Annotated in this window: 15 protein-coding genes and 1 riboswitch; all 15 genes read left to right on the forward strand. The window is 52.5% G+C overall.

From position 1 onward, the window contains the following. On the forward strand, positions 1-211 hold a 211-nt coding region (locus tag B2633_RS09565), incomplete at its 5' end, for a nicotinate-nucleotide--dimethylbenzimidazole phosphoribosyltransferase (protein WP_483170390.1). A 137-nt stretch (positions 212-348) separates the two neighbouring features. Further along, positions 349-2091 (forward strand): sigma 54-interacting transcriptional regulator, encoded by a 1743-nt coding sequence (locus tag B2633_RS09570; RefSeq protein ID WP_483170391.1) that lies wholly within the window; start codon positions 349-351, stop codon positions 2089-2091. A gap of 461 nt (positions 2092-2552) precedes the next feature. Continuing rightward, complete coding sequence (locus B2633_RS09575; protein WP_483170392.1) at positions 2553-3761, forward strand: thiolase family protein; 1209 nt, start codon at positions 2553-2555, stop codon at positions 3759-3761. Positions 3762-3916: 155 nt separating this feature from the next. After that, on the forward strand, positions 3917-4522 hold the full coding sequence (locus B2633_RS09580) for a GyrI-like domain-containing protein (RefSeq protein WP_483170394.1): 606 nt from the start codon (positions 3917-3919) through the stop codon (positions 4520-4522). 96 nt (positions 4523-4618) lie between these two features. Continuing rightward, complete coding sequence (locus B2633_RS09585; RefSeq protein WP_483170395.1) at positions 4619-5806, forward strand: DNA polymerase IV; 1188 nt, start codon at positions 4619-4621, stop codon at positions 5804-5806. A gap of 140 nt (positions 5807-5946) precedes the next feature. Continuing rightward, a riboswitch (cobalamin riboswitch) is annotated at positions 5947-6118 on the forward strand. A 114-nt stretch (positions 6119-6232) separates the two neighbouring features. Next, positions 6233-7597 carry a cobyrinic acid a,c-diamide synthase CobB gene (locus B2633_RS09590; RefSeq protein WP_483170396.1) on the forward strand — a complete coding sequence of 455 codons (1365 nt, stop codon included), beginning with the start codon at positions 6233-6235 and terminating at the stop codon, positions 7595-7597. A 42-nt stretch (positions 7598-7639) separates the two neighbouring features. Further along, positions 7640-8764 carry a cobalt-precorrin-5B (C(1))-methyltransferase CbiD gene (gene cbiD / locus B2633_RS09595; RefSeq protein WP_483170397.1) on the forward strand — a complete coding sequence of 375 codons (1125 nt, stop codon included), beginning with the start codon at positions 7640-7642 and terminating at the stop codon, positions 8762-8764. 106 nt (positions 8765-8870) lie between these two features. Further along, positions 8871-9506 carry a precorrin-6y C5,15-methyltransferase (decarboxylating) subunit CbiE gene (gene cbiE / locus B2633_RS09600; RefSeq protein WP_483170398.1) on the forward strand — a complete coding sequence of 212 codons (636 nt, stop codon included), beginning with the start codon at positions 8871-8873 and terminating at the stop codon, positions 9504-9506. Then, positions 9490-10083 carry a precorrin-6Y C5,15-methyltransferase (decarboxylating) subunit CbiT gene (gene cbiT / locus B2633_RS09605; protein ID WP_483170399.1) on the forward strand — a complete coding sequence of 198 codons (594 nt, stop codon included), beginning with the start codon at positions 9490-9492 and terminating at the stop codon, positions 10081-10083. Before cbiE ends, cbiT begins: the two co-directional genes overlap by 17 nt. After that, positions 10080-10802, forward strand: a complete 723-nt coding sequence (gene cobI / locus B2633_RS09610; protein ID WP_483170400.1) for a precorrin-2 C(20)-methyltransferase — start codon at positions 10080-10082, stop codon at positions 10800-10802. The genes cbiT and cobI overlap by 4 nt, the downstream gene beginning before the upstream one ends. Next, complete coding sequence (gene cobM, locus B2633_RS09615) at positions 10799-11536, forward strand: precorrin-4 C(11)-methyltransferase (RefSeq protein WP_483170401.1); 738 nt, start codon at positions 10799-10801, stop codon at positions 11534-11536. The genes cobI and cobM overlap by 4 nt, the downstream gene beginning before the upstream one ends. Beyond that, positions 11523-12650, forward strand: coding sequence for a cobalt-precorrin 5A hydrolase (locus B2633_RS09620; protein WP_483170402.1), 1128 nt, complete (start codon positions 11523-11525; stop codon positions 12648-12650). Before cobM ends, B2633_RS09620 begins: the two co-directional genes overlap by 14 nt. Next, a complete protein-coding gene (cobJ, locus tag B2633_RS09625) occupies positions 12611-13321 on the forward strand; it encodes a precorrin-3B C(17)-methyltransferase (RefSeq protein ID WP_483170461.1) in 711 nt (236 codons plus the stop codon). The genes B2633_RS09620 and cobJ overlap by 40 nt, the downstream gene beginning before the upstream one ends. Continuing rightward, the gene (gene cobK / locus B2633_RS09630; protein WP_483170404.1) at positions 13318-14085 is read left to right on the forward strand and encodes a precorrin-6A reductase; all 768 of its coding nucleotides are present in this window, start codon (positions 13318-13320) and stop codon (positions 14083-14085) included. The genes cobJ and cobK overlap by 4 nt, the downstream gene beginning before the upstream one ends. Beyond that, a partial coding sequence (locus tag B2633_RS09635) for a sirohydrochlorin chelatase (protein ID WP_483170406.1) occupies positions 14082-14429 on the forward strand: 348 nt, incomplete at its 3' end. The genes cobK and B2633_RS09635, both read left to right, overlap by 4 nt.

Below are 14429 nucleotides of genomic sequence, written 5' to 3' on the forward strand. Positions count from 1 at the left end.
ACTAGTTTTCACACATTCTGCCGTCCCCCTGATTACCCCCGGGCACCGCATTATGCTGGAATATATGGGCCTGCAACCCATCCTGCACCTGGATCTGCGGCTGGGCGAAGGCACCGGAGCAGTTTTAACCTTCCCGATCTTTGAAGCGGCCGTAAAAGTTATGAAAGAGATGACCACCTTCGGAGAAGCCGGCGTCTCCAACAAAGAATGACGCAGATACACGGACACACGTGGGCGGGCAAGCCGCCCTACTTCATTACAGGAATGCTTGTGCCCGGATATCTTGGGCAACTCTGAAAGTTTAGATATAATAGATGTATGACCTAATTTGCATCAAGAGGACAACCTATGTCTAAATCCGACGATTGTTTCAATTTGTATAAAGTAGCTGAGGCCATCCTTGATAATCCTCTCATGGCCTGCGTCGTTGTTGACGAGCATGGCATCATTCGGTTTATTAATCAAGCCTATTTGGAATGGCTGGATAAAACCCGAGACGAAGTAATGGAAAGGCATATTCTTGAGATTACCCCCCATTCCAAATTACCAGAGGTCCTGCGTAGCGGAAAAACAGACCCGATTGACCTGTGGTCGGTAAATGACCGTGAAACGATTATCACCCGATACCCGTTGATTAATGATGATCAAGTCATTGGGGCGGTGGGGCAGACTATTTTCCTGGATAAAGCCGGGGCGAAATTACTCATGAAGAAACTGCAGACTATGGAAAAGGAGTACGAAACGGTATCGGAGGTGCTGGTGCAGAGTCCTTATCAGATATATGTGATTGTTGATAAAGCGGGCATTATTACTTTTATGAACCAGACCTACCTGCACTTATTGGAGATGAAGAAAGAAGATGTGGTGGGCAGACACATCCTGGAGATCACTCCCCATTCCAAACTGCCGGAAATTTTAAGAAACGGTGATATTCACAAGATTGATGCGTGGACTGTCAATGGCCGGGACACCATTATTACCCGAACCCCCATCATAAAGAACGGTGAGATTACCGGAGCGGTAGGAAGAAGTCTGTTTTTGGATATGTCCCAGGCCAAGATTCTTATCAATAAACTGCAGGAAACGGCGAAAGAACTCAATTATTATAAAGAGGAGTTTCGCCAGCATTATCAAGCCCGCTGGAAGTTTGCTGATCTTATCGGAACCACTCCCGAGTTTGCAATGGTCAAATCCATGGCCGAGCAATTGGCACATACACGGTCCACCATCCTTATAACCGGGGAAAGCGGAACCGGCAAAGAATTGTTTGCCCAGTCCATTCATAACCAGGGTGGACAGGAGGGGCCTTTTGTGCGCGTCAATTGTGCGGCTTTACCCGAAAACCTGCTGGAATCCGAACTTTTCGGTTATGATGAAGGAGCTTTCACCGGAGCCAAGAAAGGTGGCAAGCCGGGGAAATTCGAGCTTGCCAAAGGAGGCACCATCTTTTTGGATGAAATAGGCGACATGCCTCTAGGTATGCAGACCAAACTTCTCACCGTGCTTCAAGAACGGGTGATTGAGAGAGTGGGCGGCACTAATCCTATTTCCATAAAAGTAAGAGTTATCGCTGCCAGCAATCGCGATCTGGAGCAAATGGTTGCCAACCACGAGTTTCGAAAGGACCTTTATTACCGCTTGAATGTAGTAAGATTAAACCTTCCGCCTTTGCGGGAGCGAATAGAAGATATTCCTTTGCTCGTTCATTACTTAATGGCTGGTATCAATACCCGTCTAAAAGCTCGCGTATCACATATTTCCGACGAAGCCCTGCATATGCTGCAAACTTATAACTGGCCGGGTAATGTGCGGGAGTTGCAGAACCTGCTGGAGCGCGCTATAAATATGGCTGCGTTAAAGCAGGCGGTCCGGTTGGAGGTGCAACATTTTCCTTCATTAGGTGGTGAGGTGCTTCTGTCTGCAGTTAATGAGCCCGGGCGTACTACCTTGAACGCTTCGGTGCAAAGATTGGAGAAAGAGTTGATAGAGCAAATGCTGAAATCAACCAATTATAATAAAGCTCAGACAGCTAAAGAATTAGGTCTTAACAAATCGGTTTTATACAGTAAAATCCGGAAATATGGTTTGTAGAAAGATTAACACGCCAAAATAAAAAGACTTTTTCAACGAAACCAACATCCCATATGAATTTATAGGGGACAGAGTCAGCAATGTTGACTCTGTCTTTTTTTGTAGGGTTGTTAATTCGGTCGCATGGTTGATAATTCATTCGGGTCTCTAAAGGCGCCAAATAAGTCGCTTTGTTAAAATGCCACCTATATCTACGGTTGCAATATGATACCCAGGAAAATAATGGTTGAGAGAGAAAACGGGGCAAAAGCCCATAATATCTGATATTTATGATTTATACAGCGGGTTGGCACATTTCTTGCTTAATTGTCTGAAGAGATAAATTCAGACTATTTTTTTGTAATTAAATTTATTCTTCATAGATGTAATCAGACATGGTGGAAAGGGAGCCAGATCAAGTAAAGCTGGGTTCAAATGCAGATAACATAGAAATTTAGAATTAATAATAAGGGGGTATTTTTGTGAAAGAAATTCAGGATGTAGTAATCGTTAGTGCGTGCAGAACGCCAATAGGCAAATTTATGGGCAGTCTCAAAGACTTTCAGGCTGTGGATCTGGCCACTATTGCAGCCAAGGAAGCCATAAAAAGAGCCGCCGTCGATCCGGAAATCATTGACGAAATCGTTATGGGTGAAGTCTATCAGCACATGCAGGGGTCGCTGCCTGCTCGTCAGGTAAGTTTGGCAGCAGGTCTGCCGCTTAGAAGCAACGCCTGTGTGGTGAATCAGAATTGTGCTTCCGGGATGCGTGCCCTTGATATTGCTATTAACCATATTCAACTGGGCAAAACTGAGGTGGGGCTGGTGGTTGGAGTGGAAAGCATGACCAACGCACCTTATATGCTGCCCAAAGCCCGTATGGGCTATCGTATGGGGCCGGGCATTATGGAGGATGCCATGCTGCATGATGCGTTATTTGACCGCCTGGTGGAGGGGCACATGGGAACTACCGCCGAAAACGTTGCCGAGAAATATGGCATCACCCGCGAAGAATGCGACCAACTCGCATTGCGCAGCCACCAAAACGCCACCCGAGCCAACCAGGATGGGACATTTGAACGTGAAATCGTACCGGTTGAAATCAAAACCAAAAAGGGCGTTACTTATTTCTCCAAAGATGAGCATATGATTTCCGATGCCAACCTGGAAACCATGGCCAAATTACCCCCGGCTTTTAGAAAAGGTGGAGTGGTTACTGCGGCTAATGCCTCCGGAATCAATGATGCTGCCGCAGCCGTCGTTATCATGTCTAAAGCCAAAGCACTGGAACTGGGAATCAAGCCCTTAATGAAATTAATCAATATCTGCGCTGAAGGAGTAGCTCCTGAAGTCATGGGACTTGGTCCAGCGGTGGCTATTCCCAAATGTTTAAAAGAAGCAGGCATGAAATTCGAAGATGTTGATTACTGGGAGATAAATGAAGCGTTTGCCGCCCAGTGGCTGGGTGTTGGCAGAATGCTGAAAGAGGAATATGGTATTGAAATTGATATGAATAAGGTTAATAGCAATGGATCCGGAATTGGTTTGGGCCATCCGATTGGAGCCACGGCTTTGCGTATCATCGTTTCCCTGTATTACGAACTTGAGAACATCGGCAAGACTGTTGGGGGAGCAGCGCTGTGCGTTGGAACTGGGCCCGCCATGTGCTCACTGTGGACAAGGGATATCTAAGGACCTCTTCTTTGTTTAAGCAGGTGATGGTTACAACGCCATCACCTGACTTTTTTGTGAATGTCCCCAGCGCATAACATATCACCGTCACTGCCTGCATCTGCTGTGATTCAAGTCTTCCTCCGGGGTATAATGTACCTAGGAGGATTTTTACTATGGAAAAAATCGATCTGAAGAAGCAGTATTCCCGCTTATACAATACCCCGCTGGGAAAAAATATCCTGGTCCGGGTGCCGGCCTTCAATTTCCTGATGATAAACGGGCAGGGTGACCCCAACACCTCCCCGGACTATAAAGAGGCTGTCGAAGCCCTTTACTCAGTGTCTTACGCCCTCAAGTTCCAGAGCAAAAAAGAAAGCCCCGATTATACTGTAATGCCCCTGGAAGGATTGTGGTATGGGGCTTCTGAACAGGTTTTTCTTACAGGCGATAAGGATAACTGGCAATGGACTATGATGATAATGCAGCCGCCATTTATTGAAGCGGGCATGGTTGAGCAGGCCAAAGCGGCTGCGGCCAAAAAGAAACCCCTTACGGCGCTGCCCCGGCTGCGCTTCGAATCCTTTGAAGAAGGCCTGGCAGCCCAGGTGATGTATGTCGGTCCTTATTCCGAGGAACATGACACCATAATGAAACTGCACCAATTCATCGGTGAGCAAGGCTACAGCCTGCGGGGGTATCATCATGAAATCTACCTTAACGATCCCCGCAAGACCACCCCTGCCCGGCTTAAGACCATTATCAGGCAGCCGGCAGGTTAAGGATGACCCGGATCGATTTCCAGATATCGCTGTCAGGTAAAGGGCTTTTGCTTTAATGGAATCATATTGGGTTAAAAAGCACGGGGAAGTGTGAAAATGACCGGCGAGGTGAATCACTCTCTACATATCATTCACTGTGATCTGGATGCATTCTACGCCGCGGTGGAACAAAACGACAATCCCTCCCTAAAGGGAAAGCCAGTCATAGTCGGGGGATCTGCCGCCTCGCGGGGGGTCGTTTCCACCTGCTCCTACGAGGCCAGGAAATTCGGAGTACGCTCGGCCATGCCCGCCGCTCAGGCCAGGCGTTTGTGCCCGCAAGGCGTATTTCTGCCGGTGCGCATGGAGCGTTACCTGGAGGTATCCCATCAGGTTTTTGCCATTCTCTCCGATTACACCCCCCTCATGGAACCAATTTCCGTTGACGAGGCTTTTCTTGATATCAGCGGAACTCAAAATCTCTTCGGCAGCCCGGAGGCTATTGGGCGGGAAATCAAACGCCGGGTCAGAAGCGAACTGGGCCTGACTATATCGGTGGGCATTTCTTATAACAAGTTCCTGGCCAAGCTGGCCTCCGACCTGAACAAACCGGACGGTTTGTGCATCATCCCCTATGACCGGGCCCTGGAAATAATAAGACCCCTGCCGGTCACACGGCTCTGGGGGGTGGGTGAAAAGGCCCGGCAAGCCCTGGAGCGGCTGGGGATCAAAACCGTCGGTGATGTACAGGACCTCCCAACCGGTTGGCTTGCAGAACGCATGGGCGCAAGCGGGCAGCATTACTGGGAATTAGCCCGGGGCATCGACACACGCCAGGTCGAAACCCATGAAGAGCGTAAATCCCTGGGCAGGGAGGTCACCTTTCCGGAAGACATTGATGATATGCAGATCCTGCAAAAAAACCTGGCTGCTTTCTCCGCCGAGTTGTGCCGTAAACTGCGCCGCGACAAGCTGTACTGTTCTACAGTAACCCTCAAACTGCGTTACAGCAGCTTTAAAACCATCAACCGCAGCCGGACTATCGCCCCCAGCCATGCTGATGTGGTCATCGGGCAGGTCGCTGATGAACTGCTGCAGAAGAGCTACCGGGGAGATTCTCCCTTACGCCTGATCGGCCTCAGCCTGGGAAAGCTATCATCGGCACCGGATTGGGAGCAGGGCGGCCTCTTCGAAGAATCTGCCCAATATGAAAAGGTGGATATGCTTATGGATCAGATCCGCCGGCGTTTTGGATCCAGGGTCATACAGCGCGGCAATCAGCTCCCAAGCCGGGGTGATGATTAGACCAAATTCCCCGGTGTCATTCGTTTTAGCAATTCAGAACCGCATCGGAATAATGACTCAGGGAAAGCGTTTTCCGGTGTCATTTGTACGCAAATTATTATGTTGGCATTTTTAAAGGATTGTATTATAATGGGGGCAACTCTAAAGTTGAAGCTACTGGTCCCGAGAGGGATAAAGGGAATCAGGTTAAAATCCTGAGCGGTCCCGCCACTGTAACCAGTACGAACCACACATTAGCCACTGAGGAATCGGGAAGGGGTGTGGGGAGGATGATCTGGGAGCCAGTAAACCTGCCAATAGCTTGCGAATAATCAGCCCCGCGGATAGGGTTTGGTTCGCATTTGGACGGTAAAGCTGTAGGCTTCTACTTTTGAGCAAGTAGAAGCCTTTTTTATTGGGAAATATGGAAGCAGGAAGTGAGTCTCGGTGCAGTTCCCACGACTGATGATCGCCGGCGTGCACAGCAGCAGCGGCAAAACCACAGTTTCATTGGGGTTGATGGCAGCTCTGAAGCGGCGCCGGATCAAGGTGCAGCCCTTCAAAGTAGGACCGGATTATATTGACTCCGGTTTGCACAGTCATGCCTGCGGTCGCAGTTCCCACAATCTGGACAGCTGGATGATGCCTCCTCAGGTGATGCAAACTGTGTTTGCCAAGAACGCCGCTTCGGCTGAGATATCCATCATTGAAGGGGTGATGGGGCTGTTTGACGGCTACCGGGGGGAGAGGATTGCCGGCAGCAGCGCCGAGGTGGCTTTGATGTTAAACACCCCGGTGGTTCTGGTGGTAAATGTAAAAAGCATGTCGCAGAGCTGTGTGGCGTTGGTTAAAGGCTTTATGGAATACCAGCCCGAGGTAGAAATCAAAGGTATAGTATTGAACCAGGCCTCTCCTTTTCATCGAGAATGGGTGCTTCCCAATCTGGAATCGGAGCTGGGAGTCAAAGTGCTGGGCTGTGTCCCCTGGCAGGAGAGTATATCCATTCCCGAGCGGCATCTGGGTTTGCTGCCCGCCGATGAACATGGGGAATTGGCAGACCATCTCCATAAAATGGCGGATTTGGTAGAGTCAAATCTGGATATGGAAGCGGTACTGGCCCTGGCCGGGGAAGCCAAGCCTATGGAACTCATCTGGCAAGCGCCTCAGGTTGAAAAGCGGACTGTTATCGGAGTGGCCAGGGATGCCGCCTTTAGTTTTTACTATCAAGACAGTCTGGACTACCTGTCTGAACTGGGAGCAGAGCTGAAGTATTTCAGCCCCCTGAATGATGCTTCTTTGCCGGAAGTGGATGGGATCTATGTCGGCGGCGGCTTCCCGGAAATGTTTTTACCGCAATTAAGCCGGAATTCCGGCATGCAGAAGGCTCTGCGCCAGGCCCACCGGATGGGCATGCCCATACTGGCGGAGTGCGGCGGGCTGATGTATTTGTCCCGGACCCTGAAGGACTGGGAAGGCAACTCCTGGCCCGGAGTGGGGCTGGTGCCGGGTGAGATCATTATGACCCGGAAGCTGCAGGAACTAGGCTATATTAAGGCTATTGCCCTGAGAGACACAGTAATAGCCGGAAAAGGCGAGGTATTGCGCGGGCACGAGTTTCATTACTCAACCCTGGAGGGTATCAACCCGCAAGACTGTGCTTTCGGACTCGAAGGAGGCATGGGGCGGGGAGTAAGCCGGGGCGGATATGCCGAGGGTTCACTGTTGGCTTCATATCTGCATCTGCAGCTGCGGGCCAATCCCAAAGCAGCCCGGCGTTTTGTGGAGGCCTGCGCTGAATATGGAAATAGATAGAAATTGGTGGAAATGGATTAAATCTGAGTCTGCTAAAGAGAAATGCTGATACAGGAGGAGGTGGGCTCATTGAAGGCCATGCGCTGGGGTTATTCCACCGGAACTTGTGCTGCCGCTGCCAGCAAAGCCGCTTTGATAAGACTATTGCAGGACAGAGTGGCGGCCTCAGTGAGAGTAGAGCTGCCGGACGGCCATCTGGCGGAAATACCGGTAACCAAATCATGGCGGACTGAATACGGCGCCATCGCCCGGGTCATAAAGGATGCCGGTGATGATCCTGACGTGACCAATGGCATCAGCATTCTGGCGGAGGTGCGATTGCTGCCCGCTGCAGGCATCGTAATCAAAGGGGGCGCGGGAGTGGGGACGGTCACCAAACCGGGTTTATCGGTGCCGGTGGGCGAACCAGCTATAAACCCGGTTCCGCGCAGCATGATCGAACGCGCTCTGCTTCCCCTGCTGCCGCCCGGACAGGGCCTCAAGGTGGTAATATCCGCGCCGGGCGGGCAGCGTCTGGCCAAAAAAACCTTGAATCCACGGCTGGGCATAGAAGGAGGCATATCCATACTAGGCACCTCGGGGCTGGTGCGCCCCATGTCCGAACAGGCTTATCTCGATTCCCTGATCCCGCAGATTAATCAAGCTATGGCTCTGGGCTACCGTACCCTGGTTTTCACTCCCGGGGGTATGGGAGCTCAGCAGATAAGCAAATTAGGGGCCCCGGCTGACGCAGTGGTGCAGACCAGCAACTTCGTGGGGCAGATGCTGGACGCCGCCCTTAAGCGCAAAGTCAGAAGGATACTGCTGTTTGGCCACATCGGCAAATTAATCAAGGTTTCAGCCGGGGTGTTTCAAACCCACAGCAAGGTTGCCGATGCCCGCAGGGAGACCATGGCTGCCCACTTAGCCCTCCTGGGAGCCAGGCGGGAGTTAATCGCAGAGGTGATGAAGGCCAATACCATAGATGCGGTCATACCATTGATCAAAGCAGACCAAATGGAAATGGTCTATCAATACCTGGCTGCAGCCGCCAGCAGTCATTGCCAGCAGCGCTGCCAGGACAAGATTACGGTTGGAACCGCTATGTATGCCCTGGACGGGAGCATTTTAGGCTATGACCTCACTGCCATCAATTTGGGCAGGAGATTGGGATTGAAGTGTAAATAGCTATAGTCCGCCATCCCATAAACAGGCGCCGGGTCACGGGCAGTATATTTAAGCAACTTGCCCGGGTTTTAGATATTTTCTATAGATTGGGTTAGGAGGAGCTGCAATGGGTAATGTCGTCAAAATAGTAGGGACGGGACCGGGTCACCCGGACCATACAACCCCGAGAGCCTTGCAGGCTATACGCGAAGCCCAGGTCCTGGTAGGAGGCAGGCGGCTGTTAAGGGATTTCGCCCGGCCCCATCAGAAGTGCTGTGTTATTGACAAAAACCTCACTGCAGTTCTGGAGTTTATACTAAACCAAGCTCTGGATAAGAACATCGCTGTATTGGTTTCCGGAGATCCCGGGTTTTTCAGCATTGCCCGCTACCTCAAAACCCGTTTGAACTGGGTTGAATTCGAGTACATACCGGGTATAAGCTCGGTGCAGTACATGTTCGCCAAACTGCAAGAGCCCTGGCAGGAGGTGCCTTTCTACAGCATGCACGGCCGCCAGGTTGAAAACCTGGGCAAATGGGCGGACTCCGCTCCCGTAGTGGCGCTGCTGACCGGCGGGAAGTGGTCGCCGCAGGCTATCGCCCAAAGCCTCCTGGGCCAGATGCGGGATCTGCGGGTGGCGATCGGGCTCAACCTCTCCTACCCTGATGAAAAGGTGTTTTACACCACCCTCACCGCTCTGGCTGAGGATGGCCTAGATTATAAGAATAGTGTGATGGTGATATTCAATGCGAATGGATTTTAACACCCCTGGAATTCCGGATGAAGCTTTTGCCCGGCGGCCCGGCATTCCTATGACCAAGCAGGAAGTAAGGGCAATATCTCTGGCCAAACTTCAGTTGTTCCCCGGTGCGGTGGTGTATGATATCGGGGCCGGCACCGGTTCCATGGCGATCGAGTGCCGGCGTCTGGTCGAACCGGGGAGGGTTTTTGCCATAGAGTCGAACCCCGAAGCGGTGGATTTGATTAAGCTGAACAGCTATCGCTTTACAGTGCAATTGGATTTGGTCCCGGGTTCAGCCCCCGAGGTGCTTGACATTTTGCCTGAAGCCGACCGGATCTTTATCGGGGGCAGCGGCGGGGATATCGAAGCCATGATAATAGGGTGCGACCGGAAATTGAAGCCGGGGGGTATTTTGGTTATGAATACCGTCACCCTGTACACCGCGCCGCTCGCCTGTCAGGCTTTGGAGCGGCTGGGATATGAGCTGCAAGCGGTACAGGTTAATATCGCTGTCAATGAAAAAAGGGGCCGGGCTCGCATCTGGCAAGCCCGCAATCCGGTCACTATCATCAGCGGGAGAAAGGGGGAGCAGTTTTGAGTTGGGGGAAATTCTACGGTATCGGGGTGGGACCGGGAGATCCGGAACTATTGACCCTGAAGGCTAAGCGCATCCTGGAACAGACCGAGCTGCTGTTCGTTCCCAAATCCCGGCTGGAAAAGCGCAGTGTGGCCCTATCCATTGTTGGCCAGGCCATTGATAAACAATGGCGGACAGTAGATCTTTTAATGCCGATGATAGACGATGAAAAACTTCTTAATCAGCACTGGCGGGAGGCCGCCCAGGCAATAATGCAGCACCTCTCCAAGGGGATTGACGGGGCATTCATCACCCTGGGCGATCCCACCCTTTACAGCACTTTCACTTATCTCTTAAAGCAACTGAAGGAACTGGCCCCTGAAATAAAAGTGGAGATTGTACCCGGTATCAGTGCGGTTAACGCTATATCAGCCACTCTGCAGCAGCCCCTGGCGGAAGGGGAGGAAAACCTGATCATCATCCCGGCTCTGCAGGATCAGGAAACCCTGGCCGGGCTGACCGAACAGTTTGACAATATCGTACTTATGAAGGCCGGGCGGCAGATAGACAAGATTTGTGCGGTTCTGGAGGATCGAGGTCAGGATAAACAAGCCTGCCTGGTCAGCCGCTGCGGTTTTGAGGATGTATCCGTCCACCATGATGTTTTCGCCTTAACAGGCCAGAAGCTGGATTACCTGTCTACAGTGATTATTAAGAAAAAGGGAGGTGACAGTCAGTGATTTGGTTTGTGGGAGCAGGGTCCGGCGACCCGGAACTGCTTACTTTGAAGGGTTACAGACTGCTCAAGCAAGCGGATCTGGTGGTTTACGCCGGTTCACTGGTCAATGAAGCGCTATTGCAGTATGCGCGCCCCGAAGCTCGTCTGGTCAACAGCGCCCCTCTCAACCTGGAGGAGATCGTTGAGGTGATGGTTAAGGCCTACCGCCGCGGAGAACAGGTGGTGCGCCTCCATACCGGCGATCCCAGTTTGTACGGGGCCATCGGCGAGCAAATGGAATTGTTGGATAAAGCCAACATCCCTTATAGTGTAGTTCCCGGGGTCAGTTCCTTCTTGGCGGCAGCCGCCAGCTTGGAGAAGGAATATACCATCCCCGACGGCACTCAAACAGTGATTATAACCCGCATGGAAGGCCGTACTCCGGTGCCGGAGCGGGAACAGATGCGGCTTCTGGCCCAGCATCGATCTTCCATGGCCATATTCCTGTCGGTGGGTTTGATCGAGCAGGTGGTTAAGGAATTACTGGAGCATTATCCGCCTGACACCCCGGCAGCCGTGGTGGAGAAGGCCTCCTGGCCGGAAGAGCGTGTTCTTACCGGCCAACTGCAGGAAGTAGCCGGTCTGGTCGCCCAGGCGGGGATCAAGAAAACCGCCTTGATTCTGGTGGGGGAATTTCTGCGCCAGAGCGGAAAGTCCAAATTGTATGATCGGGATTTCAGCCATGAATACAGGTAATCAGCCAGATTCGTCTATAGCCATATTGTGCCTGACCAGGAACGGCGCCAGGCAGGGTCATAAACTGGCCGCCCGGATGCCCGGAAGCCATTTATTCTTGCCGGACCGGTTGCGCAAAGAGAGCGAAGCGGGTTCACAAGCGAAATTTTTTGATGATTTTGCGGCCTGTTTCAGCAGGGTCTTTCGGAACTATGCCGGGATGATCTGTATTATGGCCAGCGGTATCGTGGTACGCAGTTTGGGCGGGCTGATGACCTCGAAATACAAAGACCCCGCAGTTGTGGTGGTGGACGAAAAAGGGCGCTACGCCATCAGCCTTTTGTCGGGGCACCAGGGAGGCGCCAACAGTCTGGCTAAAATGGCCGCCGCATACCTGGGGGGGCAGGCGGTGATCACCACCGCTACCGATGTGAACGGCAAGCCGGCAGTGGATATGATGGCCCGGGATATCGATGCGCTTATTAAGCCCCCGGGTAATATAAAGCTTATAAACCGCGCCCTGGCAGAGGGGGAAACGGTCTATCTATACAGCCCCTGGCCGCTAAACCCCGAATGGGGCCAGGGTTTTGTTTCCCGCCCCTGGCGTAATGCCACCGGGGGCCTAAACGGCATCGAAACAGATAGGATACAGGCCCCGGCGGTAGTCTTGGATTGCCGTTACAGTCCGCGGAACTCAGATGAATTGATTTTTCTGCTGCCCCGTAATCTGCATCTGGGGATTGGATGCCGCAAGGGGGTGGACTATGAACAGCTCAAACTGGCAGTGCGAACCGTTTTAGACGTCTTTTGTATCGACAAAGGCTGCATCGTCAGCCTGGCCAGCATAGATATAAAAGCACGGGAAGCCGCCTTGTTGCGGCTGGCCCGGGAGCTTCAGCTCCCCTTGCGGTTGTTCGCCAGAGAGGAACTGGCTGTACTGGAAGGCTCTTTTGAGGGCTCAGAATGGGTAAAGCAAAATATAGGAGTTGATGGTGTATGCGAACCGGCGGCTCGACTGGCAGCCAAAACGGGAACAACAATTGTTCCCAAACAGAAAATCGGCCCGGTGACCATCAGTGTGGCCATGGAAAAATCCTGGTGGTGGGATTGGGACCAGGCGGATCAGACTTCCTGACACCCAGGGCCCAAGCAGCCCTGGATGAAGCTCAGGTAATCATCGGCTATAAGACTTACCTGGGTTTTATCAAAGATCTCCTCGGGGATAAACAGGTTATTGGTTCGGGAATGCGCAAGGAGATCGACCGGGCCCGCCAAGCTGTGCAATTGGCCCGGCAAGGCCAGGTGGTGGCGGTGGTCAGCAGCGGGGATCCGGGTGTTTACGGTATGGCAGGCATTATCCTGGAATTGGCCGCCGACTCCGTCCCGGTAGAGGTGGTTCCGGGGGTCACTGCCGCTACATCTGCGGCAGCAGTCCTGGGCGCTCCGCTGATGCATGACTTTGCCGTTATAAGCCTGAGCGACCTCCTGACCCCGTGGGAAACCATTGCCCGGCGCCTGCAGGCGGCGGCCCAGGCTGACTTTATTATCGTCTTATACAATCCTAAAAGCAAAGGCCGTGAGACTCAGATTGCCCGGGCCAGAGACATTATTCTGGCCCATCGCCATCCGCAAACCCCGGTGGGCATTGTGCGCAATGCCAAACGCGGCGGCGAACAAAAGGTTCTCGCCATTCTGGGAAATATGCTTAACGAAGATATCGATATGTTTTCCACCGTGGTGATCGGCAATTCACAGACGCGCATCGAGCATGGCTATATGGTGACTCCCAGGGGGTATAGCATATGATCCTGGTTCTGGCCGGCACCAGCGAAGGCCGTCAGGCCGCCCTGGCTTTACAGGACAACGGGTATAAAATACTGGTTTCGGTGACCAGTTCGTATGGACGGGAATTGATGCTCAAAAGCGGGGTCAAACCGGTTCGTCAGGGGGACCTGGAGATGCCGGCCTTGTTAGACTTGCTCCGGGAAGGCGGCTTTGACATGATTGTAGATGCAACCCATCCTTATGCCACGGCTATCAGCGTTTATGCCATGGAAGCGGCCCGGCTGCTGGGAATAGACTACTTGCGCCTGGAGAGACCGGCCACAGCCCTGCCAGAAGATGTTGATGTCATAGATAGTCTGGAGAAATTGCCTGACTGGCTTTATCCCGGCTGCAGGGTGATGTCGACTATAGGCAGCAAGCATTTGCCGCTTTTATGGGAATTGGCCACAGCCAGCCAGGCCCAGTTGATAGCGCGGTTTCTGCCTTCCAGCCAGGTGGTGCAAAGCTGTGAATACCTGGGGATGTCCCCCGAGCAAATGATAGCCATGAAGGGGCCTTTTTCTGTGGATATGAACCGGGCTCTTTTCGAAAAATACCGGGTTCATCTGGTTTTAAGCAAGGAGAGCGGCGCCGAGGGCGGTTTTGCAGAAAAGTACCTGGCGGCCCGGGAATTGTCTATTCCCCTGTTGGTGTGGAACCGGCCGCATCTGGATTACCCCCGGGTCTTCAACCGCATGCCTGAGCTAGTTGAATACATAAAAACAACGAAAGGGTGCTTATCATGAAAAGTGGTGTGGTTTTAATCGCCCACGGCAGTCGCCGTGAGGAGGCCAATGCAGAAATCCGGACCCTGGCCCGGCAGGTGCAGGAGGCGGACCGCTTCGGGCTGTACGAGGTGGCCTTTATGCAATTTGGCAGCCCGGATCTGAAAGAAGCGGTGGCCAGGCTGGCGGCACAGGAAGTGGAACGCATCGTGGTAATGCCCTTGTTCTTGATCACCGGTAATCACGTTACTCAGGACATTCCCGCGGAGCTGGAAGACCTGAAACCACAGTATCCCGGCCTGGAATTAGTCATGGCCCGCCATTTTGCGGCCCATCCGGCTCTGGTCCAGATCATACAGGACAGG

Source organism: Syntrophomonas sp. UBA1041 (genome assembly GCF_002316705.1).
Classification (GTDB): Bacteria; Bacillota; Syntrophomonadia; order Syntrophomonadales; family Syntrophomonadaceae; genus DTU019.